Annotated in this window: 19 protein-coding genes; 8 read left to right on the top strand and 11 right to left on the bottom strand. The window is 64.6% G+C overall.

All coding sequences use genetic code 11. The features are described 5' to 3' along the window. Positions 1–5: 5 nt before the first annotated feature. Entirely contained in the window at positions 6–869 is an 864-nt protein-coding gene (locus N536_RS0132200) for an SDR family oxidoreductase (RefSeq protein ID WP_029117383.1), read from the top strand. Between the two features lie 214 nt (positions 870–1083). On the opposite strand, the gene N536_RS0132195 is transcribed toward N536_RS0132200, so the two are convergent. Beyond that, the gene (locus tag N536_RS0132195; RefSeq protein ID WP_051574910.1) at positions 1084–1887 is read right to left on the bottom strand and encodes an SDR family NAD(P)-dependent oxidoreductase; all 804 of its coding nucleotides are present in this window, start codon (positions 1885–1887) and stop codon (positions 1084–1086) included. Between the two features lie 146 nt (positions 1888–2033). Further along, complete coding sequence (locus tag N536_RS41915) at positions 2034–2339, bottom strand: WhiB family transcriptional regulator (protein WP_081809473.1); 306 nt, start codon at positions 2337–2339, stop codon at positions 2034–2036. 71 nt (positions 2340–2410) lie between these two features. On the opposite strand from N536_RS41915, the gene N536_RS0132190 reads away from it, so the two are divergent. Next, complete coding sequence (locus N536_RS0132190; RefSeq protein WP_369798492.1) at positions 2411–3955, top strand: PucR family transcriptional regulator; 1545 nt, start codon at positions 2411–2413, stop codon at positions 3953–3955. A gap of 4 nt (positions 3956–3959) precedes the next feature. Here the strand turns inward: N536_RS0132190 and N536_RS0132185 are convergent, their stop codons facing one another. Genes N536_RS0132185 through gabT form a run of 4 tightly spaced genes read right to left on the bottom strand, consistent with a single transcriptional unit; the run spans position 3960 to position 9145 of the window. Further along, positions 3960–5072 (bottom strand): CaiB/BaiF CoA-transferase family protein, encoded by a 1113-nt coding sequence (locus tag N536_RS0132185; protein ID WP_029117380.1) that lies wholly within the window; start codon positions 5070–5072, stop codon positions 3960–3962. Further along, on the bottom strand, positions 5069–6541 hold the full coding sequence (locus N536_RS0132180) for an aldehyde dehydrogenase family protein (protein WP_036438344.1): 1473 nt from the start codon (positions 6539–6541) through the stop codon (positions 5069–5071). The genes N536_RS0132185 and N536_RS0132180 overlap by 4 nt, the downstream gene beginning before the upstream one ends. Before the next feature lie 22 nt (positions 6542–6563). Further along, positions 6564–7757: an acyl-CoA dehydrogenase family protein gene (locus N536_RS0132175; RefSeq protein ID WP_029117378.1), complete on the bottom strand. Its 1194-nt coding sequence runs from the start codon at positions 7755–7757 to the stop codon at positions 6564–6566. A gap of 32 nt (positions 7758–7789) precedes the next feature. Beyond that, positions 7790–9145 (bottom strand): 4-aminobutyrate--2-oxoglutarate transaminase, encoded by a 1356-nt coding sequence (gene gabT / locus N536_RS0132170; RefSeq protein WP_029117377.1) that lies wholly within the window; start codon positions 9143–9145, stop codon positions 7790–7792. Between the two features lie 162 nt (positions 9146–9307). On the opposite strand from gabT, the gene N536_RS40055 reads away from it, so the two are divergent. Both N536_RS40055 and N536_RS40050 read left to right on the top strand, forming a co-directional pair. After that, positions 9308–12478 (top strand): NAD-glutamate dehydrogenase domain-containing protein, encoded by a 3171-nt coding sequence (locus N536_RS40055; RefSeq protein ID WP_155948835.1) that lies wholly within the window; start codon positions 9308–9310, stop codon positions 12476–12478. Between the two features lie 17 nt (positions 12479–12495). Continuing rightward, positions 12496–14037: a PucR family transcriptional regulator gene (locus N536_RS40050; protein ID WP_231514699.1), complete on the top strand. Its 1542-nt coding sequence runs from the start codon at positions 12496–12498 to the stop codon at positions 14035–14037. 11 nt (positions 14038–14048) lie between these two features. Here the strand turns inward: N536_RS40050 and N536_RS40045 are convergent, their stop codons facing one another. Both N536_RS40045 and N536_RS40040 read right to left on the bottom strand, forming a co-directional pair. Next, positions 14049–15566: a biotin carboxylase gene (locus N536_RS40045; RefSeq protein ID WP_081809472.1), complete on the bottom strand. Its 1518-nt coding sequence runs from the start codon at positions 15564–15566 to the stop codon at positions 14049–14051. A gap of 75 nt (positions 15567–15641) precedes the next feature. Then, the gene (locus tag N536_RS40040) at positions 15642–16916 is read right to left on the bottom strand and encodes a serine hydrolase (RefSeq protein WP_051574908.1); all 1275 of its coding nucleotides are present in this window, start codon (positions 16914–16916) and stop codon (positions 15642–15644) included. Between the two features lie 83 nt (positions 16917–16999). Here N536_RS40040 and N536_RS0132145 point away from each other — a divergent pair, with 83 nt between their 5' ends. The 4 genes from N536_RS0132145 (at position 17000) to N536_RS0132130 (ending at position 21869) form a co-directional block, all read left to right on the top strand. Then, positions 17000–18232 (top strand): serine hydrolase, encoded by a 1233-nt coding sequence (locus tag N536_RS0132145; protein ID WP_197040278.1) that lies wholly within the window; start codon positions 17000–17002, stop codon positions 18230–18232. Between the two features lie 195 nt (positions 18233–18427). Continuing rightward, positions 18428–19882: a gamma-aminobutyraldehyde dehydrogenase gene (locus N536_RS0132140; RefSeq protein WP_029117375.1), complete on the top strand. Its 1455-nt coding sequence runs from the start codon at positions 18428–18430 to the stop codon at positions 19880–19882. Continuing rightward, entirely contained in the window at positions 19882–21408 is a 1527-nt protein-coding gene (locus tag N536_RS0132135; RefSeq protein WP_029117374.1) for an APC family permease, read from the top strand. Before N536_RS0132140 ends, N536_RS0132135 begins: the two co-directional genes overlap by 1 nt. 17 nt (positions 21409–21425) lie before the next feature. Further along, positions 21426–21869: a dirigent protein gene (locus tag N536_RS0132130; RefSeq protein WP_197040277.1), complete on the top strand. Its 444-nt coding sequence runs from the start codon at positions 21426–21428 to the stop codon at positions 21867–21869. Between the two features lie 7 nt (positions 21870–21876). Here N536_RS0132130 and N536_RS0132125 read toward each other — a convergent pair whose 3' ends face one another. Genes N536_RS0132125 through hypD form a run of 3 tightly spaced genes read right to left on the bottom strand, consistent with a single transcriptional unit; the run spans position 21877 to position 24607 of the window. Then, the gene (locus tag N536_RS0132125) at positions 21877–22716 is read right to left on the bottom strand and encodes a hypothetical protein (protein ID WP_029117372.1); all 840 of its coding nucleotides are present in this window, start codon (positions 22714–22716) and stop codon (positions 21877–21879) included. Beyond that, the gene (locus tag N536_RS0132120) at positions 22713–23465 is read right to left on the bottom strand and encodes a DUF6390 family protein (protein WP_029117371.1); all 753 of its coding nucleotides are present in this window, start codon (positions 23463–23465) and stop codon (positions 22713–22715) included. Before N536_RS0132120 ends, N536_RS0132125 begins: the two co-directional genes overlap by 4 nt. Beyond that, positions 23462–24607: a hydrogenase formation protein HypD gene (gene hypD / locus N536_RS0132115; protein WP_029117370.1), complete on the bottom strand. Its 1146-nt coding sequence runs from the start codon at positions 24605–24607 to the stop codon at positions 23462–23464. The genes N536_RS0132120 and hypD overlap by 4 nt, the downstream gene beginning before the upstream one ends. Positions 24608–24613 lie beyond the last annotated feature (6 nt).

Below are 24613 nucleotides of genomic sequence, written 5' to 3'. Positions count from 1 at the left end.
GCATCATGACTGGTGTAGAGGACCGTGTCATCGTGGTCACCGGAGCCGGTGGTGGATTGGGTCGTGAGTACGCGCTGGCCCTGGCCCGTGAGGGCGCCAGCGTCGTGGTCAACGACCTCGGTGGTTCCCGTGACGGCACGGGTGCCGGACACAACATGGCCGACCAGGTGGTCGACGAGATCAAGGAGGCCGGCGGTCGCGCCGTCGCCAACTATGACAGCGTGGCCGAGCCCGAGGGCGCCGCGAACATCATCAAGACGGCGGTCGACGAGTTCGGCGCCGTGCATGGCGTGGTCAGCAATGCCGGCATCCTGCGTGACGGCACCTTCCACAAGATGACGTACGAGAACTGGGACGCCGTGCTGAAGGTGCATCTCTACGGCGGCTACAACGTGATCCGCGCGGCCTGGCCGCACTTTCGCGAGCAGAGCTTCGGGCGCGTCGTGGTGGCCACGTCGACCAGCGGGTTGTTCGGCAACTTCGGGCAGGCCAATTACGGTGCGGCGAAGCTGGGCCTGGTGGGCCTGATCAACACGCTGGCCCAGGAAGGCGCGAAGTACAACATCAAGACCAACGCCGTCGCGCCGATCGCCGCCACCCGCATGACGCAGGATGTCTTCGACGACGAGATCCAACGAAAGCTGGCAACCGAGTTCGTCGCACCCGTGGTCGCCCACTTGTGCACCGACGAGATCAACGAAACAGCAGCAGTATTCGTCGTCGGCGGTGGAAAGGTGCAGCGCATCACGTTATCCCAGAATCCCGCAGTCAACTTCGCAGCTCCGCCGACGGTGGAGGACGTGGCACGGCGGTGGGCCGAGATCGTGGACATCACCTCGACGGTGCCGGCGGTCTTGGACATCGGGTGAGCCGTTGAGCGAAGGGCCGCATAGCTGCACAACTCAATACGAGTACGTGGGGTGCAGTGCGAGCGCACCCCCACGTACACGTCTGTACTCCCCGCAGACGGCGGTCACCGATTCGGCTCGAAGCAGGGCCTGGTGACCGGGCCCCGTCGATGGACTCCGAGGCGACGCCGCCCCTGCCGAATGGGTTCCAGGACCAGTCAGGTGATTCGCGCCGTCAGGCCGGGCGCCCCGCGGTGGAGCCTGCGTCGACGGCAAAATCGGCGCCGGTGACGAAACGACTCTCATCGGAGGCGAGGAACAGCGCACAGTAGGCGACGTCGATGGGCTCGATGGCACCATCCAGCAAGTTGACCCACCGTGCCACGAAGTCCCTGCCTGCCTGGGGTATGGCGCTGGTGCCAGGCGTGGCGATGAAGCCGGGAGTGATCGCGTTGACCCGGACCCGTTGTGGCGCGCCCTCAGCAGCGAGTTGGCGTGTCAATGCGAGTACACCGCCCTTGGCGGCGCCGTGTGCGGCGAAACCGAAGGCCTGCATGCCGATCGATCCCACACTCGAGGCGATGTTGATGACGCTGCCACCGTGTTCGAGGAGCGCGGGCCATGCCGCCGATGTCACCGTGAACACGATCTCGAGTTCGTTGGAGAGCGTGAATCGCCATTGGTCGAGCGTCATTTCACCGAACGGTGCGACCGCGGCCGCCGAGGCGTTGTTGTACAGGACATCGATGCCGCCGAGCGTGGAGATGGAGTTCTCCACCCATGCACGGGCCGCAGTGGGGTCGGCGAGGTCAACGTCGTGGCCCTCGGCCGACAGTCCTTGCGCGGACAGCGCCGCGGCGGTGGCGGCGGCGGCGCCCGGTCGGACGTCACAGCCGATGACGTACGCGCCGTGGTTGCAGAAGAGTTCTTGCGCGACCGCACCCTGCCCTCCGCCGGTGCCGGTGATGAGGACTCGCTTGCCGGCGAGCCGCCCGCTGTTGGCGACGGCCGTGTTCAGCGGTGGTGTTTGGACGGTCATGTTTACTCGCTATCTCGGTGGTTGCAGAGGGCGGATCTTCGGAGTGGTACTACCGAACGAACGAGTTCGTTTGGCATTTCATTCCCGTCGAGAAACTCCAGCAAGGGGTGCATCTCCGGGCGCTTCGGCGACGAAGAGACCGCCACTCAGTCCACCGAAGGCGCCCGACGGGCGCGTTCGCGCGGGGTCGTAGCTCCCCAAATGCCGTGCACCTCAGGAGCTTCCATCGCATGCTGCCGGCAGCGTCGCAGCACCGGACAGTCCCGGCAGATCGCCTTCGCCCGTTCTTCGATGCCGTGCAGAGTCTCGCCGCGAATACCCTCGGGGAAGAAGTCGTTGACAGGTAGATCGCGGCATTTGCCCGCCACCTGCCAATCCCACCGGTTCCGACGCACCACTCCAGTGTGACGACCACCACAGCCGTCCGTAATGGCCCAATGGGACAATCCCATGGCCAAAGTTGTCCAACTGGGCGCTCCACCGGCGATAGCATGAACTGGCAACATGCGAACAGGCCAGCATCCTGGCGCGGTCAGGAGGCGACATGGCAATCACCCCACGCGACCTGGTCAAGGCAAAGGGTCTCGGTCTGTCATTGGCTGCCGGGAAGGGCGGCGAGGACCGTCACATCACCTGGGCGCACCCGATCGAGCTGGCGGATCCGACGCCGTATCTCTCTGGGGGAGAGCTGGTCATGACGACGGGTATCAACATCGGCACCGTCGCCTCGGAACAGTTCGAGTACGTGTCCCGGTTGTCGTGCGCCGGCATCGCCGCACTCGCGGTAGATACCGGGACCACTCTCCCGGAGATCCCCAAGGGAATTCTGGCCGCAGGCAACGAGCTCGGCCTGCCCGTCCTCAAGGTCCCCGCCTCCACGCCCTTCATCGCCATCACCCGGGTGGTGATCGACGGACTGAAGGCCGACGAACTCCGGTCCGTCCAGCAGGTCGTCGATCAACAGGAGGTGCTCGCCAGAGCCACCCTGCGGGGCAGCATCCCCGGTGTCGTCAGCACACTGGCCGATTCGCTCTCCGCCGGGGTCGTCGTCATCGGCGTCGACGGCAGAGTGCTGGCGGCCAGCGGAGCGGAGCAGGAACGCTTGATCGCGCTGATGTCCGATCCGGCGCACACGACCGGGAGTTCCCGCGGCCACGCCGGCCGCGTCATCGCGGATGGTGAGGCATTCGTCGTGGTGCAGAGCCTTCGCGCTGCGCAGGCGCTTCGCGGCTATCTTGCCGTGAGAACGCCGGCGCCGCTTCCCAACTCGGGTCGGCTGCTCGTCGCTCATGCGGTGTCGTTGGTCTCGATTGCGATCGAGAAGCCGGCCAGAGTGGCTGACGCCGAACAACGCCTGAGAATGGCCGTGACCCGCAACCTGCTCGGGGGCGCCAGCACTGACGGCAGCGTCCTGAGGTACTTCGGTTTCGACCCTCGAGGCGACGTCGTGGTGCTGATGCTGATGGGGGTGGGTCCGGTTCTGGCGGCAGAACAGCATGTTGCGCGCCTCGTCGCGAATGTGGGTCCGTATCTGATGGCGTCGCTGGGTGAGGACATCGTGATCGTCGTTCCCGCTGGAAGCAAGCGACGAATCCTCGCTCTGCACGACGAACTCGGCAGGCACCTGCACAGGAAACTCGGCGGTGGGCTGAGTCGGCCCGCCCGCCTTTCCGACGTCAACGTGGGTGTCGCCCAGGCCCGGATCGCGGCCGGTGCAGGTAACCACCCCACGTTCACCGAGTTCGACGAACTGGGCCCCTACGGCGTGCTTCTCGGCGCTCGGACTCCAGCCGAACTGCGTATCCTCGCCGGACTGCTGGAACCACTGATCGGTCAGCGCGACGATCTGATGGATGCCTTGACGGCCTTCCTCGAATACAACGGCCAAGTGGAGGCTGCCGCTGCCGCGCTCCAGGTCCACCGGCACACGATGCGCAATCGCATCCAGCGGATCGCCGAGCTGCTTCGCGACGACCTCACCTCCGCGGACACGCGTGCACAACTATGGCTGGCGCTTAGGGCCAGGAATCTTCTCGCGACGGTCTACGCCGACGATGATCGCACGTGACACGTCACCCGTGTGCACCGAGTCGCGGTGGCCCGCTGCGGTACATCGCGGGAGTCGCCGACATCGAGATCGGATTGGCGACCTGCGGCGTGGGAGATCCCGCGACGGTGACCGTGGCAGTGAGCCCGAGGCGGTCGGCGAAGGCGAACGCCTCGGACATGTCGTTGATCGGACCGACGGGGACACCCACCGCGGTGAGTTCGGTGTACCAATGGTCCGCGCCGTCGGTCTTGAATACCTGCTCGAGGACGTCGCACAACGCATCCCGATTGCGGACCCGTAATGCGTTGGAGGCGAAGCGTTCGTCTTCGGCCAAGCCGTCTAGGTCGAGGACCGTCGCGAGCAGCTTGAACTGCTTGTCGTTGCCGACTGCCACGGCGATGGGCCGGTCGGCGGTCGAAAACGTCTGATAGGGAGCGATACTCGGATGCCGGTTGCCCATGCTGGTCGGGATGCTGCCCGCGCCGAGGAACCCCGAGGCCTGATTCACCATGGACGACAACAGCACCGAAAGCAGGTTCGTGTCGACACGCTGGCCTTCGCCGGTGTGATCACGGTGCGTCAACGCCAGCAGGATCCCCGTCAGCGCGTGCATCCCCGCGAGCACGTCGACGACCGCGACACCGACCTTCGTCGGCTCGTCCGCCGAGGGACCGGTGATGCTCATCAGCCCGCCGACGGCCTGGACGAGCAGGTCGTAACCGGGTAGGTCGGCACCGCCGTCTCGCCCGAATCCGGTGATGGCGCAATAGATCAGGTCCGGCTTGAGCTCGCGAAGCACGTCGTAGCCGAGCCCGAGTTTCTCCATCGTGCCGGGCCGGAAGTTCTCGACGACGATGTCGGCGCCCGTCACCAGCTCGCGGGCGCGTGCGACGTCTACGGGGTCGGTGAGGTCCAGCGCCACCGATCGCTTGTTTCGGTTGACCGAGTTGAAGTAGGTGGCTACGCCGTTGACGTCATAGGGAGGGCCCCATTCCCGGGTGTCGTCACCGACGCGTGGCCGCTCGATCTTGACGATGTCGGCGCCGAAGTCGCCCAGCATCATCGTCGCGTAGGGGCCCGCCAGCACGCGGCTGAAGTCGACGACCACGATTCCGTCGAGCGCTGAGCGGCTCATGATCGGACGGCTCCGCCGCGCAGGTACACCGTGGTGGTGTGCGTGTAGAACTCTCGGGCCGCGCCGCCTTGCTCCTTGGGTCCGAGCCCGCTCTTCTTCGCACCGCCGAACGGCACGTGCGGGTCGGCTCCCGCCGACTCGGAGTTGACGTGCAGAACCCCGACGTCGATGTGCTCCACCGCCTGTAGGGCCCGGGTAAGGTCCTGCGTGAAAACCGCTGCCGACAAACCGAACTCGCCGTCATTTGCCAAGGAGAATGCCTCCTCGGCATCCGCGGCTCGCCGCACCGTCAGCACGGGCCCGAAGAGTTCGTCGGTCCAGATGTCGGCGGGCTGACCATTGAGCTCCATGATGGTGGGTGCGACGAAGTACCCGTCGGCCAGCGGTCCGTGCACCGGGATCTGACCACCGGCCAGCGTGGTGGCGCCTTGGTAGGTGGCCCTCTCGATCCCCGTGACAATCGTCTGGTGAGCACCCGCGCTGACGACCGGACCGATCTGCGTGTCGTCCGCGGTCGGGTCGCCGACCACGAGTGCGCGCACGCGATCCGCCAACACGTCCAACAGCCGGTCGGCGATTCCCGGGGTGACGATCAAACGCGAGGTGGCCGTGCACTTTTGGCCGGACGACCGGAAGGCGCCCAACAACACCTGTTCGGCGGCAAGGTCGACGTCTGCGTCGTCCAGCACCACGGCGGCGTTCTTGCCTCCCATCTCGGCCTGAACCGGAACGCCACGTGCTGCCGCGGTGGCGGCGATGCGACGCCCGATCCCGGTCGATCCGGTGAAGCTGATGGCGTCGACCGAGGGATGGTTGACGATTCCGTCGCCGACGCTCGTGCCACCGATGAGGAGGTTGAGCACGCCTGCAGGCAACCCCACGCTGGTCAGTGCGGACGCGAGTCGCAATGCCAGCAGCGGTACCGTGCTGGCCGGCTTCCATACGACGGTGTTGCCGTAGATCAACGCAGGCGCGATCTTCCACGCCGGGATGGCGATGGGGAAGTTGAACGGGGTGATCACGCCGACCACACCAACCGGTTTGCGGGTGACGAGGATCTGCTCGCCGCTGCGTGGTGACGCATAGATCTCGCCGGACTGTCGATCGCCCTCATTGCCGTAATAGCGCAGGATTTGAGCTGCCCGTCGTACTTCGGCGATGCCTTCGGCTCGGGTCTTGCCCTCTTCGGCGGTCAGGTCGAGTCCCCAATCCTCCGCGTTCCGCTCGAGGACGTCGGCGGCCGCGAGCAGCACGGCACCCCGCTGGTGCATCGGGGTGGCGGCCCACCCCGCCCGCGCCTGCGTGGCTGCCGACACGGCGGTGTCCACGTCGGCAGTGGTGGCCGAACCGCCGTGGGCGACGACGATGCGCGGCTGCGCTGGGTTGACGCTGCGCAACTCCTCGCCGCTGCCGAAGGTCCACTGGCCGGCGATGAGATGTTGCAGCGGTGTAGTCGTGGATGAGGTCATTGGGTTTCCAATCGAACGGCGGTTAGCGGAAGGCGGCGTGTCCGGTGAGCGCCTTGCCGATGGACAGCAGGTGCATCTCGGAGGTGCCTTCGTAGGTCAGCACCGATTCCAGGTTGTTGGCGTGCCGCAGTGGCGAGTACTCCAGGGTGACTCCGCTGGCGCCCAACAGCGTTCGGCATTCCCGGGCGATCGCGATGGCCTCGCGCACGTTGTTGAGCTTGCCCAAGCTGACCTGCTCGGGCCGCAGGCCCTCGGCGTCCTTGATGCGACCGAGGTGCAGGGCAAGAAGCATGCCCTTTCCGAGCTCCACGGTCATGTTGGCCAGTTTTTCCTGCGACAGTTGGAAACTCGCCAGCGGTCGATCGAAGACATCGCGTGACTGCGTGTAGGCGATGGTCGCCTCCAGGCTGTCCCGCGCGGCGCCCAACGCGCCGAAGACGATCCCGAAACGTGCCTCGTTCAGACACGACAGTGGTGCACTGAGGCCCGCGGCGTGTGGCAGTTGAGCGGATGCCGGCAGTCGCACGTTGTCGAGGACGAGCTCCGAGGTGACCGAGGCACGCAGCGACAGCTTGCGGTGAATCTCGTTGGCAGTGAAGCCCGGGGTATCGGTGGGCACCAGGAATCCGCGGACCCCGTCATCGGTGTGTGCCCACACGGTCGCGACGTCGGCGAGATTGCCGTTGGTGATCCACATCTTGGTGCCGTTGAGCACCCAGTCGCTGCCGTCCCTGCGGGCGCGCGTGCGCATACCGGCCGGGTTGGAACCGAAGTCGGGTTCGGTCAGACCGAAGCAGCCGATCGCGTCGCCGGCCGCCAACCGCGGCAGCCACTCGGTCTTCTGCTCCTCGGAGCCGTAGCGGTGGATGGAGAACATCGAGAGAGAGCCCTGCACGGATACGAAACTCCGAAAGCCGCTGTCGCCGGCTTCCAGTTCCAGGCAGGCCAGCCCGTAGCTGACGGCGTTGGTTCCCGCGCACCCGTAACCGTCGAGGTGCATGCCGAGCACGCCGAGCTCGCCGAACTCCTTCGCCAATTCCTTGGGCAAGGTCGCGGACTCGAACCACCCTTCGACGTTCGGCCGCAGCCGGGTTTCGACGAACTTGCGCACCGTCGAGGCGATGTCGCGTTCATCGGCGTCCAGTAGCCGGTCGGTGTCGAACAGTCCCAGTGGCGTGTACGTCTTGGCGGAGGGGGGTGCGGCGGTTGCGGTCATGGCTCTTCCTTGGGGGCGTTGGGTTGTGAGTGTCAGAGTGAGGCGAAGCCGTCGCGCAGGACGCCGAGGCCTTCGATGAGCAGATCGTCGGGAATGGTCAGCGGTGGCAGGAATCGAAGGACGTTGCCGAAAGTGCCTGCGGTCAGGGTCAGTACGCCGTTGTCATGGCAGTGCCGCGCGATCTCGGCGACCGCCTCCCGATTGGGCGTACGGGTGCCGGGCAACACGAGTTCGGCGGCGATCATCGCCCCTCGCCCTCGGATCTCGCCGATGACGGCGGTGCCTGCCGCGATGTCCTTGAGTTCGTGCGTCAGGATTTCGCCGATCACCTGTGCGCGCGTGAGTAGTTGGCCGTTCTCGATCTCGTCGAACACGCCGAGCGCGGCCGCGCAGGAGAGGGGGTTACCGCTGAAGGTGCCGCCGATGCCGCCCGGGTGCGCTGCGTCCATGATGTCGGCGCGGCCGGTGACCGCGGCCAGTGGAAGTCCGCCGGCCAACCCCTTGGCCGTCGTGATCAGATCGGGGACGATGCCTTCGTGCTCACTGGCGAACCATGCGCCGGTGCGCGCAATTCCGGTCTGAACCTCATCGGCGACGAGCACGATGCCGCGGTCGCGGCAGAAGTCGGCCACCTTCGTCAGGAAGCCTTCGGCCGGGACGATGAACCCGCCCTCGCCTTGAATCGGTTCGATCACCACGCAGGCGACGGCATCCGAGCCGATCTGGCTGTCCACCAACTGGGTGAACTGGCTGAAGGCTTCGGCCGCGCAGTTCTGCGGTCCTGACGGCCATCGGTAGGGGTAGGCCATCGGCGCCCGATAGACCTCTGGCGCGAACGGCCCGAAGCCGTGCTTGTACGGAAGGTTCTTCGCCGTCATGGACATCGTCAGCAGCGAACGTCCGTGGAATGCGTGGTCGAACACCACCACCGCGGGCCGGCCGGTGGCGGAGCGGGCGTACTTGACGGCGTTCTCCAGCGCTTCGCTGCCGGTGTTGAACAGCGCGGTGCGCTTCTCGTGTTCGCCGGGGGCGAGTCGGTTGAGTGTCTCGGCCACCTCGATGTAGGGCTCGTACGGGGTGGCGAGAAAACAGGTGTGGGTGTATTGGTTCAGCTGCGCCGACGTGCGGGAGACGACGCCGGGGGCAGCGTTACCGACGGTGGTCACCGCGATGCCGCTGCCCAGATCGATGAACGAATTTCCGTCGACGTCGACGATGACACCACCCCCGGCTGCCGCGGCGTATACACCCGCGCTACTCGTCAGACCGGCTGGCAGAGCGGAGTGCCGGCGACTGGCCAGTGCGATGGAGCGGGGCCCCGGGATGGCCGTGACCAACTTGCGCTCCTGGGGCAGGCCGGGACCGCCGACTACGGAGTCCAAGGTCATTTCGATCGTCCCTTTCCTCGATGTCACGCCAGCGTAGGAAAGCATGGTGAGGCGGTGCCATCGCCGAAGTGGACAAGCCTTGGCCGTCGCATGTCCAACTCGGCGATGCCGCGCGGGGATCGGTTTCCACGACACTGTGCATCGTGAAGGAAGGACGCCGCCATGGGCAACGTCAGCGCGACAGCTGATCGGCAAGCGCTCAGCGCCAGTGCCGAGGACGCGATCAAACACGTGCTCGCGTGGCCCACTGGCGGAGCACGCATGAGGTTCCTCGACGAAGAGGGTCCGATCGGCATCGTTCAAGCGGTGGTGGTGTGGCCGGGGGAGCATCCGTTGTTGACCGACGTCTGCGCGCTCTTCGAACGCTTCGGTCTGCGGGTTGCCAGTCAGCAGCCGCTCACCGTCACGTCTGCGCATTCCGCGGCGTTGTCGCTGTTCGACTTCGTCCTTCCGCCCCGGTGGCACCATGCATCGCCGGCGAAGATCGCCGAGGCATTCGGAGCGTCCGACACGCAGGGGTTTGCGATCGACGACTTTGCGAGCTTGATCGCGTCCGCAAACGTGACGTGGCGCGAGGTCATGCTGGTGCGCTGTGCCAGTAGGTTCTTGCGCCAAGCGGGCCTTGGGTTCTCGATGAGTTACATCATCTCGACACTCAACGACAATCCCGAGTTCGTCACCGCGCTGGTGGCGTACTTCACCGCCCGATTCGATCCCGACGTCGCTAACCGCGAATCGGTGGTGGCGGCGGCGCTGGCCGAGCTGTCCATACCGATCGAGGCGACCACCACCGTCGACGAGGACCGAATCCTTCGTGCGTTCGCCGCGTTCGTGTCGGCGACGCTGCGCACCAACTGGTTCCAGCGTGACGCCGATGGTGCGCCCAAACGGCATGCGGCATTCATGTTCGACTCGACACAGCTTCAACCACGCGGTGCCATCGTGCCGTTTCGCGAGATCTTCGTCGATTCCGAAGACGTCGAGGGCACGCACGTGCGCAGCGGCCCAGTCGCGAGAGGCGGACTGCGATTCTCGGATCGACCAGAGGATTACCGCACAGAGGTATTGGGTCTGATGAAGACGCAGACGGTCAAGAATTCGCCGATCGTCCCCGTGGGGGCGAAAGGGGCCTTCATTCGCAAGAATTCGTTGATCAGCGTCGAACACGCCTACCGGACGTTCATCACGGGCTTACTCGACGTCACCGACAACCAGGTCGACGGCCGCGTGGAAGCTCCGCGCAGGACAGTCGTCTACGGGGGCGACGACGCCTACCTGGTCGTGGCGGCAGACAAGGGCACGGCACGATTCTCCGACCTGGCCAACGAGATTGCGCTCCAACGCGGATTCTGGCTGGGTGATGCATTCGCCTCCGGCGGCTCGGCGGGTTATGACCACAAGGCGATGGGCATTACCGCGCGTGGCGCGTGGGTGTCGGTACGGCAGCATCTCGCCGACCTGGGCATCGATGTCGACACCGACGAGATTCGTGTGGTGGGTATTGGCGACATGTCGGGCGATGTGTTCGGCAACGGCATGCTGCTTTCACGCGGCATCCGGCTGGTCGCCGCCTTCGATCACCGGCACGTCTTCATCGACCCGGACCCCGATCCCGTTGCCGGCTACGCCGAAAGACTCCGACTCGCGCAGCTGCCTGCGAGCAGTTGGGGTGACTACGACACCACGAAGTTGTCGGTGGGTGGCGGCGTATGGCCGCGCGGCGCCAAGCGCATCATGTTGCCTGCGGCTGCCCGTGCAGCACTGGCGATCACGGCGGAGACGGTCACGCCGAACGACCTCATCCGGGCGATTCTGACGGCTGACGTCGACCTGCTCTGGAACGGCGGCATCGGTACCTACGTCAAGTCGGGACTGGAAGGGCACGCCGACGCCGCCGACCCGACCAACGATGCCATTCGCGTCGATGCGGATCAGTTGCGCGCCAAGGTCGTAGGCGAGGGCGGCAACCTCGGTCTGACGCAGCGCGCACGCGTCGACTACGCCTTGGGCGGGGGAAGGATCAACGCGGACTTCATCGACAATGCTGCGGGAGTTGCCACGTCCGACCGTGAGGTCAACCTCAAGATCGCCCTCGACGCCGCTCGCCGGACGAATCGCATCACTGCGTCCGAACGAAACGACCTCCTGCTGCAGTCGCACGACGAGGTGGCTGCCGCCGTGCTGGACAGCTGCGAGAACCAGGTGTCCGCCATCAGCCTGGCCGAGGCGCAAGCGCCGCAACTGCTCAATCGTCACGAGCGGTTGATCGACGATCTGGAGCGCGCGAGCGGCATCAATCGCATCGGCGAAACATTGCCCAGCCGTGCCGAATTGGTCTCGCGCACGCGGGCTGGACGCGGACTTACCCGCCCCGAGATCGCGATACTGCTGGCGCACTCCAAGAACGTCGTGCGCGACGAATTATTGGCCTCCCCAGTACCGGATTGTCCGATCTTCGGTGCCGCCCTGCGGTCCTACTTTCCTTCGCGATTCCAGCACCACCTCTCGTCCGAGATCGCCAACCACCGATTGGCCAGGGAGATCATCGCGACTCAGATCGCCGACGACCTCATCAATCACGTTGGGCCGGGCCTCATCTACCAGCTCAACGAGCGCCTCGGCGTGCCGACGCCTGCGGTAGCCGCCGCCTATGCGGTGGTTCGCCAGCTCTTCCCAATCGATGCCATGTGGCAGCAGGCCCGGAAAGAATCTCAGTTGACCCCCTCGCAACGCTGGCAAGGGCTGCATGCCGTACAGCATTTCATCGAGTACACGGCTGCACGGCTTCTGCGCCACCACGGTGGTCACTTGGACATCGCGGCGACCGTCGGCCGCTACCAGAGCGACGTCCAGGCACTTCGAGCAGACGTTTCGCAGGGTGAGTCGCATCAGAACCGGCTTCGGGTGGAGGCATTCGATCTCAGTCAAACCGCGACGCGGCTGGGTGTCGACGTCTGCGACGTGGCCAGTGTCTACGCTGCGGTAGGCGATGCACTCGACTTGAATTGGATCGTGGAAGGCCTTGGCGCGCACACGGCCTCGGGCTGGTGGGATGCCATGGCCGCGGCAGCCGTGCGGGACGAACTTGCCGACACCCATCACCGCTTGGCGGCGGCCGTGATGCGTCTGGACGATGAGTGCAAATCGGCCACGAGTGTTTGGCAACGCGATGCTGCGCCCGCGATCGCACGGTTCCTTCGCCTTCGCTCAGAACTCGGGCGAGACGGCTTGATCGACGTCGCCCGTGCCGCGACGGCGAATGCCGAACTGTTACTGCTCTGCCGGCACAGCGAATCACTCCAGCGCCAGTGTACGGAGGTCGACCCATGGTGATGACGGTGCGACGCCTAATGGCTACCCCGACACTCGGCTTGTCGCTCGCTGGTGGTGCAGCCGGTCTCGACCGTGTCATCAGTTGGGTGCATGCGATCGAACTCGCCGACCCGAGCCCCTGGCTCGCCGGTGGAGAGCTCGTCATGACCACGGGCCTGCAACTGCCCGACGACGATGCCGGGCAGCGGCGATATCTCACCCGTATCGCGGAGTCGGGATGCGCCGCAGTGGCCTTCGACACGGGTTGTCGCTTCGACCGGGTTCCGGATTCGATCTGCGCAGCGGCGGATGAGGTGGGGATTCCCGTGCTGGCGGTCGCACCGTCGATCCCGTTCACCGCGATCTCGCACGCAGTCATCGATGAGATCGCGCACGAGCGCGTCGAGCTGATGCGGCGGACGGTCCAGGGGCAGGAGAATCTCGCGCGGGCGACGATTCACGGCGGCATTGCCGGCCTGATCAAGGCACTGAGCGCCGCTCTCAATTGTTCCGCGTGCGTGATCGACCGCTCCGGACGGGTGCTCGCAGAGTCGACGACTGATCGAGGTGACCTCAGGTCCAGGGTGCACGAGCAGATCAGTAGGGACAACACCCGCAGCCGCGCCTTCGTCGACGACAACGGAAGCCTCACGATCCAACAGCTGCGTGGCTCCAGCGGAAATCAGGTGTACCTCGCAGTGGCGTCTGCGACTCCACTTGGCCCGGCCGAACGCCAGCTCGTTTCCCACACCGTCTCGCTACTCACCATCGAACTGGCCAAACCGGCGCGCGTCATCGACGCCGAACAAAGACTGCGGACGAGCGTCGCCAAATCACTCTTCCGCAACGGTCTCGAAGCAGACACGTCATTGCTCGAATTCTTCGGATTCGCGACGGACGACACGGTCACCGTGGCGGCGTTCACCGCGGTGGGGCCTTCGCTTCAAGCGCAACGGGAACTGGCGACGGCGTTGCAGCAGGAGTCGACGCCGTACCTGATGGCCGACCTGCCCGGCGGCGATGGTGTGGCCTTCGCCGTTCACGCCGAAGGCGCAACCGATCTCGTCGGTCGCGTTTACCACAAGATGCGCTCCGGATTGCGGCGGAGCATCAACGGGGGTATTGGCGGCCCGACCTCCATAGGTGGCATGAAACGGAGCCTGCAGCAGGCGATTTCAGCGTCGCGGGCGGCTGCGACGAATGGCAGGAAACTGGTCGCGTTCGACGACCTTGGTACGTTCAGCCTGCTGCTCAGCACCCAATCCGATGACGTCCTTCGAACCATCGCGACTGGTTGGCTGTGCGCCATAGAAGACCACGACCGGGATCGCGGAACACAGCTGTTGCAGTCACTGGATTCCTATCTGCATCACAATGGCCACTGGGACGCGGCGGCATCAGAACTGGGAGTGCACCGGCACACGCTGCGCAAGCGAATGGAGCGAGTAGCGGAGTTGGTCGGGCGTGACATGGATTCGGCTCACACCCGATCGGAGCTCTGGATCGCGTTGAAGGCCAGAGAGTTACTGACCTGTGGCACTGACCACGACGACCAGCCCGCCACCGGCATCGCGGGATAGCGCCGCAGCGCCTACTTGACCGGAGGGAACGGTGCGAAGGCCGGCGCATCGGCTACGGGTATCGAGCGGTATTGCGCGCGGATGCCATCGATGTAGCGGAGGCATCGTGGCGTCAGGCCGTCTGCGGTCTGCATCCGCCCCTTGGTCACCAAGATGCCGAGATCGGCCCCTCGGAATCGATAATCACCGGCCTGGTAAACGCGCAGGAAGAATGCCTCGTCTTCACCGGTGATGTCGTGCCAGTCGTTGGTGATCTGAGCGAATGTGAGCTCGCCGTCTTCGCCCAAATGCCACGTGCCGGTATGCGGACTGCTGAGAATCTGCTCGAGCGAATCCACGGGCTCCTTCATGATCAACTGCGACCAAACATCCACCGCGGCAAGGTCATGCCACCGCTCGTTGATCTCCTCGACGTTGATCGAGTACTTGACGTCCATGAACTCCAACAGGTGGAACAAGAACAACGGAACGTCCGCGTAAGCGCCCGCAGTCACGTTCGTCATCGATGAAGCGCCCGAAATGCGGGGATTGATCTCGCCCAGGTACACGTCGTCGGTGTCGAGGTCGATCAGAACGTCCACTTCGAGGAACCCGAGGTAGCCCTCCTCTGCCAGTCGATCGCCCATCTTGCGGACGTGGCTGATCGCGGTCGCGCGCTGATTCTCGGACAACGCCTCCGGGAACAAGTCGTTGCCACACCATCCGCCCTTGTAGGGGGTGAGTTCTGGGTATCCGGTGAGGTCGGTCATGAATGGACCGACGATGGTGCCGTGCCGGGTGATGCAGGCTTCGACCGCGGCGGCCTTGTTGTTGATCCGCTTCATGACCTTCAGGTCGTGGCCGATGATGTCGTCGGCGTCCTTGTCCCACCCTTCCCGCGACTTGATGAAGAACGTCGTCTTGCCCGAGTCGCCGTATGGCGTCTGCACCACGAGGTCAGTGCCAAGGCCGTGCTCGGCTGCCAATGCGGTGAGCTCGGCGTAAGTGCTTGCCACACCAATGACGTTCGGCACGGAGGGGGCACCTGCCTCGTTGCCGAGTTGCGTGGTCACGATCTTCGAATCCAGGCGCTGGCGTAGCGAATGGGGAGGCAGAATGAGGTTGTAGCCGAGTTCGGCGCAGATCTCCTCGGTCTCTTCGTTGAAGAAGACCATGGCCACCATCGGATTGCCGCCGCGCTTCTTGATGTATGCCTGCACTTCCGGGTCGCGCAGCAAGTAGTTGGTGATGTCTTCGCTCGACTCGAACTCGACGTAGGGCTTGTTCTTCGGACTGAAGACGCGCGGATGACCGCCATCCCACGAATCGAAGTAGGTGATGTAGCGGAAGTTTCGCACCCAACGGTCGATTCCCAGCAGATTAAATGCCGTCGGCCCGAAGAAGTAGATCGGCTGCTCATTGGTCCGGAAGAAGGTCCGGATTTCCGCGATCCCGCTCAACGACGTGCGCGAAAACGGCAGTGCCAGTCGCGACTTCCGGGGGGCGGCAGCACGCCGGCGACGCGGCGCTCGAGCCTTCGGTTCGGTCATTGGTGTCTCCTCTATGGTGGTGGGACGGATCTGAAGGATTGTTCGTAGAATCCAAAGAACGACAGCGCAATTCACTTACACATCTCGAAACTTCGGCGCCCGGTCAACGACGCCGTGGCGCTTCAATCCGGAGGCGATGCCGGGCGGCAATCGGTGTTCGCCCGCCTGGTCGTGGCCACTCAGTGCGCCGCCGATGTTGTCGAATGCGCGCAGCGTGTCCTCTAGGAAACGGGGGTTCTGCGGCTCGGGCCAGGTCGAGAACTTCACGCACACCGTGCGGGTGCGCCGGCTGACATGGACCATCTGGCCATGGATCCCCAGACACAGCAGAACATCTCCGAATCTGCCGGGTCGAAACCAGAACTGGTTGCGGTACCAACCACCGGGCAGCGACGTCCCGGCGGGAGAGTCGGCGAAGAGTGCGCGGGACTTCGCGTCCGCCGTGGACGACTCACGCAGCCAAGCCGGTCCGAGCACGGTACGGACTTCGCCGGCACCATCTACCGCCGTGCCGCCGTCAAGGAGTAGCTGACCGAAACGAGCGACGTCACGAGCCGTGGCGCAGAGTCCACCGTCGTGGTACGCAGTGCCCTTCGGATCAGTGAGGATCTCGGCGTCGAACTCCGCACCCATCGGCTGCCAGATCAGTGTCGACATCAACTCGGCCATGGGCAGGCCGGCCACGCGTTCGCAGACCCATCCTGCGACGTCGGTCTCGGCCGAGCGGTACAGGAACCTCTCACCGTGGGCTGCCTCTGCCCGAAGACCCGTCAGGTAGGGATAGATTCCCGACTCAGACAGTGCTAGCTGCCGGACCTCGGACGTGGGATCGGTGTAGTCCTCGCCGAACCGGACGCCGCTGCGCATGTCGAGTACCTGTGAGACCGTCGCTCCGCCGTAGCCGCTGCGCGCGAGTTCCGGAATGTAGGCGCTCACAGGAGCGCTCGTGTCGAGCACCCGTTGATCGACCAACGCGGCCGCCACACAGCTGACGATCGACTTCGTCACGGACATCAGCGCATGGGTGCGCGCATGCGTGCCTTCGTCGCAGTACCACTCCGCAACCAACGCTCCGTCATGGAGTACGACGAAGGCGTCGGTATACGTGTCGGCCAGAACCCGCCCAACCGTCGATTCGGTCCCGTCGACGCGAAGCACCGTTTGCGCCAATGGACTCGCCAGGCCATCGGGTGCTGGATGGAATCCACGTGCCGTCGTCGGAGCTGCCACTCGCGTGGTCGGCAGGATGTCCTTCACGCGCCAGAAGGCCCAGCGGTTGTAGGGTGGCAGCCGCCAGTTGTACGCCGTGACCCCGTCGGCAGAAGCCGATCTTTCGCCGCCTTGGGCCATGGCCGCAGATCATAAGCGATCCCACGGATTTCACAAGGGCAAGCGTTCCAAGAGGGTTCCTCGCACCAGATACGATGCGCGGCATGCCAAAAGACATCGACGTTCCAGCGAGCGCGCCAGACGCGGGCGCAGAAATGATGAGCGGGTTCCCGCCGAAGGCGCCGCTGCAGGTCAACGTGTCGAATTGGCAGCAACCGCCGCATCTGAGGTGGTCGTTTCGGCACATGCGTGAAATCATTCCGACGCAATTGATTTCAGCGGGTGCTCGGCAGCGGCTACTAACCACCGGCGCGTTGGAGGTCGGCGATACCGCGGTCGTCCTGGCTGATGGACCGTCGACGGTCGGCAAAGTCTTCGACGCCACGTTCACCGACGCGGTGCTGGTAATTCACGATGGCACTGTCGTGCACGAGCAGTACGTCGATGGCATGACCGCGCGCACACCACATCTCGTCATGTCGATATCGAAGTCCATCGTCGGTTGCGTGGCCGGCGTACTGGTGGACCGCGGTCAGCTCGACCCGTCAGCCAACGTGGCCGACTGCGTGCCCGAAGTCGACGACTGCGGGTACCACGGGGCGACCGTTCGAGACGTGCTCGACATGCGCACCGGTGTCATGTTCCGGGAGACGTACGCAGCCAGCGATTCCGAGGTCAGGGCCATGGAACGTTCGATGGGATGGGCACCTCGGCTCGATGGGGACCCGTGTGGTGCGTATGCCTACTTGACCGGCATCGGAACGTCCGGTCCGCACGGTGGCGGCTTCGTGTACCGATCGTGTGACACGGACATGCTCGGTTGGATCTGCGAGAGGGTGGCGGGCCGGCGGATGTCTGACTTGATCTCAGAACTGCTGTGGAAACCGCTGGGTGCCGAGTACGACGCCGACGTCACGTGCGATTCCGTCGGTACTGCGGTGCACGATGGGGGAGTTTCGACAACCCTGCGTGACCTGGGCAGATTCGGCCAGATGTTGCTCGACGACGGCATGGTCGACGACCGACGAGTTGTCCCCGCGCAGTGGCTGGCCGACGCATTCGCCCCGCCGCAAGACGTGCGGCAAGTCTTCGCGCGCACGGACAACGCGCTGATGCTGCCTGGCGGTTGGTACCGCAACCAGTTCTGGTTCTTCGAAGCCGCAACCGGTCCGGTGTTGCTCTGCTTGGGGATTCACGGCCAGCTGGTCTACGTCGACCGCGCGTCCCGCACCGTCGTGGCCAAGATGTCGTCGTGGCCGCAGGCGCAGAACCCGGTTTACCTGGCGGCAACCCTGCGTGCCTGCGGGGCACTGGCAGCCGCGCTCGACGAGCCGTGATGTGACGTGAAACGGCACTCCATGGCCTAGCCATGGACAAAATGGCGCGTCGTTGCACCTCGGCGCGACATTCTGGCAGGTGGACGGGGGTGCTCCCTACCGCATACTTGGCCGACCGGGGCGACGGCCGTCACATTCTGACTAAACCCAAACTCCCTCCATTCAGCCTGAATATCCAACGGAGGACGTATCCACGTGGTCGACAAGAAGACGTTCCACAACATCATCGGCGGTGAGATCCAGGCCGCCGCCGACGGCCAGATGATGGACATCATCAACCCATCGACCGGCGAGGTGTATGCATCGGCGCCCAACTCCTCTCCGAAGGACGTGGACGATGCATACCGTGCAGCCGCGTCAGCGTTCGAGACGTGGCGTTGGTTCACTCCGAGCGAGCGGCAGCGTGCACTGCTGAAGCTGGCGGACGTGATCGAAGAAGGTGCCGAAGAGCTCGTCGCGATCGAGAGCGAGAATACGGGTAAACCCCTGTCGCTCACGATGTCCGAAGAGATCCCGGCGATGATCGATCAGATCCGGTTCTTCGCGGGAGGGGCGCGGGTACTCGAAGGCCGTTCCCAGGGCGAGTACATGCGCGGGCACACGTCGTCGATTCGTCGGGAACCGATTGGGCCCGTCGGCCAGGTGGCGCCGTGGAACTACCCGATGATGATGTCGGTGTGGAAGTTCGCGCCCGCGCTGGCCGCGGGCTGTACGGTCGTGCTCAAACCTTCTGATACCACGCCAGCTTCGTCGTTCTGGATGGTCGAGAAGATGCAGGAGATCTTCCCTCCTGGCGTGTGCAATCTGGTCTGCGGCGATCGCGACACCGGTGCGGCGCTTGTGGCTCACCCCGTGCCGCAACTGGTTTCCATCACCGGCTCAACCCGCGCAGGCATCGCTGTGGCGGCCAGTGCGGCCAATACCGTCAAGCGCGCACATCTCGAGCTCGGTGGCAAGGCTCCGGTGCTGATCTTCAACGACGTCGACATCGAATCGGCCGTGGAAGGTCTCACTGCGGCAGGGTATTTCAACGCAGGCCAAGACTGCACCGCCGCCACGAGGCTCGTCATCCAGGACGGCGTGTACGACGAATTCCTCTCGGCGATGGCGGAATCGGTGGCCAACACCAAGACGGGTTATGACCCGCACGACGACGAAATCCTGTTTGGCCCTGTGAACAACGCGAATCAACTCAACCACGTCTCCGGACTCGTTTCGCGCGCACCCGATCATGCTCGAGTTCTCGCAGGCGGTCGGCAAAAGGACGACGTCGGCTACTTCTACGAACCCACACTGATCGCCGACCTGCAGCAGACCGACGAGTTGATTCAAACCGAGATCTTCGGTCCGGTGATGACGGCTCAGTCGTTCGTCGACGAAGAAGAAGCTCTCGCCTTCGCCAACGGCACCGTCTACGGGCTCGCGTCGTCGGTGTGGACCAAGAACGTCGACACGGCGACGCGAATGTCAGCTCGTCTGGACTTCGGTTGCGTGTGGATCAATACGCACATTCCGCTGGTGGCGGAGATGCCGCACGGGGGATTCAAGCAGTCCGGTTATGGAAAGGATCTGTCCATGTATGGGTTGGAGGACTACACCCGTATCAAACACGTCATGCAGTACCACGGCTTCGAAGGTGGTCAGCACTGATGTCGGATCTGACAACCCCCCAATCCTCGGTCGACAACGAGAGCGCTCACCTGGAAGCTCTCGGTTACACGGGCACGGACTTTCACCGGTCGATGAGCTTGTGGTCGAACCTGGCGCTCGGCTTCACCTACCTCTCACCGCTCGTCGGTGTGTATTCGTTGTTCGCCTACAGCCTTTCGCTCGGCGGTCCACCATCCTTGTGGTGGATCATCATCGTCGGATGCGGTCAATTCCTGGTGGCGCTCATCTTCGGCGAAGTGGTTTCGCAATACCCCATCGCCGGGGGGATCTACCCGTGGACCCGACGGCTGTGGGGCCGAAGGTACGCATGGATGGTGTCCTGGGTGTACGTGTGGGCGGTCATCGTCACGGTGACTGCGGTCGCGGAGTTCGGCGGTAGTTTCGTCGCCTCCCTCTTTGGGATGACCTTCAGCAAGGAGGTTGGCCTTGCCACCGCGGTGGCGTTGCTGTTGTTGGCCTTGGCATTCAACTTCACCGGCACCCGCACCCTGGCGCGGGTGGCACAGATCGGTCTTGGCGCCGAGCTCATAGGTGTCATCGCGCTGGGCCTGTATCTGCTCATCTTCAAACGGGTCAACTCGTTCTCGGTGTTCTTCGACTCGATGGGCGCCGGCGGCAGCCAATCGTATTTCCTTACCTTCTTGGGTGCTGCGCTGAGCGGTCTGTTCCTGTTCTACGGTTTCGAGGCGTGTGGTGACGTCGCAGAAGAGGTCGACAACCCGACACGCCGCATCCCCCGGGCGATGATGCTGACCATCCTCGTCGGTGGCGTTTCCAGCCTCATGTCCTATGTCGGGTACGTGCTCGCGGCGCCGAACCTCCAAGACATCGTCAGCGGCAACGATCCCGATCCGATCCCCTCCATCCTGGAGAGTTCGCTCGGCCACATCGGCGCGAAGTTGTTCCTGTGCATAGCGATTACCGCGTTCGTATCGTGCGTCCTGTCACTGCAGGCCGCCGGTAGCCGGCTGATCTTCGCGTTCGCCCGGGACAAGATGTTGCCTGGCAGCACGTGGCTGTCGAAGATGTCCGAGCGGCACGCGGTTCCCGCGAATGCGCTACTGGTGGCGTGCGTGATTCCGATCGTCATCTGCGTGTACGTGTACGCCTTCCCCGATCAGCTGCCGCGCATCACCGCGTTCGCCGTGCTGGGCATCTACATCGCGTTCCAGGCCGTCGTACTGGCCGCCCTGCGACAGCGACTCCGTGGCTGGCGTCCAGCCGGCGACTGGAATCTCGGGCGGTGGGGCATGATCATCAACATTGCTGCGCTCGGCTACGGCGTCGTGGCGATGATCCTCCTACTCAAGCCGGTGGACGGCGGAACGTTCCTGGACAAGTGGATCGTGGCGATCGGCCTCGTCGCCGTCGTCGGCGTCGGCCTCATCTACATGCTCCTGGCCCGCCCGTACCAGCATTCCGATGACGTCGGCGAGGGCGACGCGATCGAGGTTGCGGAGAAGCTCCGCATGATGCGCTCGAACACGACGCGGCATTCCGCATGACGACGCAACGGATTTGGATGCTCGTGCTGCTGTCGGCGACCGTGGTCGCAGCCGGCGGATGCGCGAAACCCGACGATCCGAAGCCGACGACGCTGCACGTGGTCGAGCATGCCGAAACGGACACGCTGCAACACGTCGGCAAACCGGACGAGAAGGACTCCCTCGGCGACATCCTTGCCTTCCTCAACCCGCTGTATGACGAGACCAATGTGAACAAGGTGGGTACCAGCAGCGGCGTGTGCTTCCGCACGAAGGTCGGCTCTGCGTATGAGTGTTTCTGGACCGCGACGGTTCCGGGGGGCCAGTTGACTGTGGAGGGTCCGTTCTACGATGGGAAGGATTCCACCCTTGCCATTACCGGCGGCACAGGCGATTTCGAGCAGGCCCGCGGCGAAATGGCCTTGCACGCCCGGAATCCGGAGGGAACGGAGTACGACTTCACGTACACGATCGTGAAGTGAGTTCGCCTCAGCCGGCGCGAATCGGTGATGCGAGTCCTGGGTCGACCCGGGCGCGCGAGCGCACCGATTCGGATGCCGCGCGCACGATCATCACGGCATCGGACTCGTGGCCCTTTGGGATCTCGATGGCGGCGCTGTCGGGATCCTCGCGGTGTGCCATCAGCCAGTCGTAGAGCAGCCAGTCGAGTGCACATGCTACGGCGAAGGGATCGGCATCAGTAGCGGACGCGGCCGCGACGCAGCCGTCGATCACCTCGCCGTGTTCGCGTCTGGCGGAGTCCTTGTTCACCCCTGAGCTATCGAACAGCATCATCGACAGCGTGAGTGGGTACCGTTGGCCGGTTTCCGATTTCAGGATCCACCGGCCACCGCGCCACGGTTCCTCCGGGTCGACGAGGACCATCTGCCCGAATCCACTGAGGACGCCGAGGGACGGTTCGGCGAGTTCACCGTCGAACGGCGCCGGGCCGAGCAGGCCAACGGGCTGACGCGCGCAAATCGAGAACAGCGCAGCGGTCCCGATGATCTTGCCCGCCCGCAGGTCGGGGACGATGGCGGCGATCTCGGCGCCCGACGCGTAATCACGCACCAAGTGATCCAGGCAACGATGTAGCGCCACCAGATCCTCGCGTTCGCGGGGATCTGGGTGCTTGCCGCCGCCGAGCAGTTCCCCGAACTGCGCAGCGGCGATGATCAACGCGTCGTCGAGCGCCTCGAGATGGGTCGCCACCAGCCGGTCGGCCTCGTCATCGCCGACGACCAGCTCGGCCAAGGTCGTGGCGACACCGTCGGGCGTCGCCCAGTAGAAGCCGATTTGTCCGTCGGTCTGAACGATTCTGGGCCTCATGGCTTTACGGCGCCAAGCCGACGATTGGTGGCCTGCAGTTGCCGTTCAGTGCTGGCCTCCAGGGTTGCGACCTGTTCGGGTGTGAGGTGATCGCACACCCTTCCCCAGTGCAGTGCGACATGATCACCCGGCACGACGTCGGCGTGTCGATTCGAATCGATGCGCGTCTCGACTCTGCGCGTCTGCCGTGGCGATAGCGACAGCGCCGAGCCGTCCCAGCACAGGCTTCGGGAAAGAACGACGGCCATGACGCCGTCGCTCGACAACACGGTGCCCCAGGATATGCGGCAGTTGTCGAGGACGAACAGGGGATGTTCGTGCGCGGCGGTCCCGAGCAACCGTGACCAGGGGTACACGGCGAACACGTGGAAGCCGTGGTCGGGTGCCGCCTCGTCGGCGAGCTCGGGGGTGAGATGACTCCAGTAGTGACCGGCCTGCGGACCGATCACGGCCAATAGCTCGGCGGTGAACGCTTCGGGGTCCAGTGCGGAACCGACTCCGCCGCCGAGCCAATACGATTCGACGATGCGATGATCCAGGGGATCGTCGATGCCGGTCATCTGGGACAGCACCCGCAGATATGGCCACGCGCCGGTGAACTGTTTGGCCGCCGCCTGGATCTGGTCGCGCGAGCCACCCACTAGCGCGGGGGAGTCAGGAGGCCCGCAGTATCCGAGTTGATTGGGAGCATGGGCGTAGCGGGCGAACATGTCCGCACCGCGAGTATCTGCGAGGGGGGCGGCTGTCACGCTGAAGTACCTTGCCCGATCAGCGTGGCGGCGTCGCGGTGTAGCCGCCCGAAGTTGTAGTACGCCGCGCACGCGCCCTCGGGGGAGACCATGCAGGTACCGATGGGGGTCTCTGGGGTGCACGCCGTGCCGAAGACCTTGCATTCCCACGGTTTGAGGACGCCTTTGAGCACCTCGCCACACTGACAGGCCTTCGGGTCGGCGACCCGCACTCCCGGCAACGCGTACCGCTGCTCGGCATCGAAGTCGGCCAGTTCATCGCGAAGCCGCAACGCACTCTGAGAGATGAATCCCAAGCCACGCCACTCGAAGTGTGGCCGCAACGCGAACACCTCGGCCATCAGTGCCAGTGCCGCCGGGTTGCCCTCTTCCTGCACCACGCGCGAGTACTGATTCTCGACTTCGCAGCGCCCCTCGCGGATCTGCCGCAGCAGCATGGCGACCGAAGCCAGAATGTCGAGCGGCTCGAACCCGGCGACGACCAACGGCTTGCCGTAGACGTCGGGTACGAAACGGTACGGCCGGTTGCCGACGACGGTGGAGACGTGCCCCGGCCCGAGGAAGCCGGACAGTCGAAGGTCGGGGGATTCCAGTATCGCCTTGATCGGCGGCACGATGGTCACGTGGTTGCAGAACACGCTGAAGTTCGCGATACCGAGCTCCCGCGCCCGAACGAGCGTGACTGCCGTTGAGGGCGCGGTCGTTTCGAAGCCGATGGCGAAGAACACGACCTGCTTGCCGGGGTTGTCGACGGCCAGCTTCAGAGCGTCCAACGGCGAGTAGACGAACCGAACATCGGCCCCGCCGGCTTTGGCGTCGAGGAGGCTGCCGTCCGAGCCGGGGACTCGCATCATGTCGCCGAAGCACGTGAAGATGACATTCGGTTGGCGCGCCAACCAGATCGCGTCGTCCACCCTGCCCATCGGGATCACGCACACGGGGCAGCCGGGCCCGTGCACCAGCTCGACGTTCTCCGGCAGCAGGTGCTCGATGCCGTGCCTGTAGATGGTGTGGGTATGCCCGCCGCACACCTCCATGAACTTGAAATGGTCGTCCGACGCGCCTGAACGTGCCAGCGTCTCGATGGCCGTCAACAGCTTTCGCGCTGCAGCGGGGTCACGGAACTCATCAACGAATCGCATGTTCTC

The organism is Mycobacterium sp. URHB0044, from assembly GCF_000620625.1.
Lineage (GTDB): Bacteria > Actinomycetota > Actinomycetes > Mycobacteriales > Mycobacteriaceae > Mycobacterium.
The sequence above is the reverse complement of the archived record's forward strand: the minus strand, read 5'-3'. Positions and strand labels throughout refer to the sequence as shown.

What these genes read in the sequence shown, in the direction of transcription:
- N536_RS0132135 (WP_029117374.1), top strand. Translation starts at nt 19,882, where the DNA reads ATGTCGGATCTGACAACCCCCCAATCCTCGGTCGACAACGAGAGCGCT.
- N536_RS40055 (WP_155948835.1), top strand. Translation starts at nt 9,308, where the DNA reads ATGGGCAACGTCAGCGCGACAGCTGATCGGCAAGCGCTCAGCGCCAGT.
- N536_RS40045 (WP_081809472.1), bottom strand. Translation starts at nt 15,566, where the DNA reads ATGACCGAACCGAAGGCTCGAGCGCCGCGTCGCCGGCGTGCTGCCGCC.
- N536_RS0132130 (WP_197040277.1), top strand. Translation starts at nt 21,426, where the DNA reads ATGCTCGTGCTGCTGTCGGCGACCGTGGTCGCAGCCGGCGGATGCGCG.
- hypD (WP_029117370.1), bottom strand. Translation starts at nt 24,607, where the DNA reads ATGCGATTCGTTGATGAGTTCCGTGACCCCGCTGCAGCGCGAAAGCTG.
- N536_RS0132125 (WP_029117372.1), bottom strand. Translation starts at nt 22,716, where the DNA reads ATGAGGCCCAGAATCGTTCAGACCGACGGACAAATCGGCTTCTACTGG.
- N536_RS40050 (WP_231514699.1), top strand. Translation starts at nt 12,496, where the DNA reads ATGGCTACCCCGACACTCGGCTTGTCGCTCGCTGGTGGTGCAGCCGGT.
- N536_RS0132145 (WP_197040278.1), top strand. Translation starts at nt 17,000, where the DNA reads ATGCCAAAAGACATCGACGTTCCAGCGAGCGCGCCAGACGCGGGCGCA.
- gabT (WP_029117377.1), bottom strand. Translation starts at nt 9,145, where the DNA reads ATGACCTTGGACTCCGTAGTCGGCGGTCCCGGCCTGCCCCAGGAGCGC.
- N536_RS41915 (WP_081809473.1), bottom strand. Translation starts at nt 2,339, where the DNA reads ATGGGATTGTCCCATTGGGCCATTACGGACGGCTGTGGTGGTCGTCAC.
- N536_RS40040 (WP_051574908.1), bottom strand. Translation starts at nt 16,916, where the DNA reads ATGGCCCAAGGCGGCGAAAGATCGGCTTCTGCCGACGGGGTCACGGCG.
- N536_RS0132195 (WP_051574910.1), bottom strand. Translation starts at nt 1,887, where the DNA reads ATGACCGTCCAAACACCACCGCTGAACACGGCCGTCGCCAACAGCGGG.
- N536_RS0132175 (WP_029117378.1), bottom strand. Translation starts at nt 7,757, where the DNA reads ATGACCGCAACCGCCGCACCCCCCTCCGCCAAGACGTACACGCCACTG.
- N536_RS0132185 (WP_029117380.1), bottom strand. Translation starts at nt 5,072, where the DNA reads ATGAGCCGCTCAGCGCTCGACGGAATCGTGGTCGTCGACTTCAGCCGC.
- N536_RS0132180 (WP_036438344.1), bottom strand. Translation starts at nt 6,541, where the DNA reads ATGACCTCATCCACGACTACACCGCTGCAACATCTCATCGCCGGCCAG.
- N536_RS0132200 (WP_029117383.1), top strand. Translation starts at nt 6, where the DNA reads ATGACTGGTGTAGAGGACCGTGTCATCGTGGTCACCGGAGCCGGTGGT.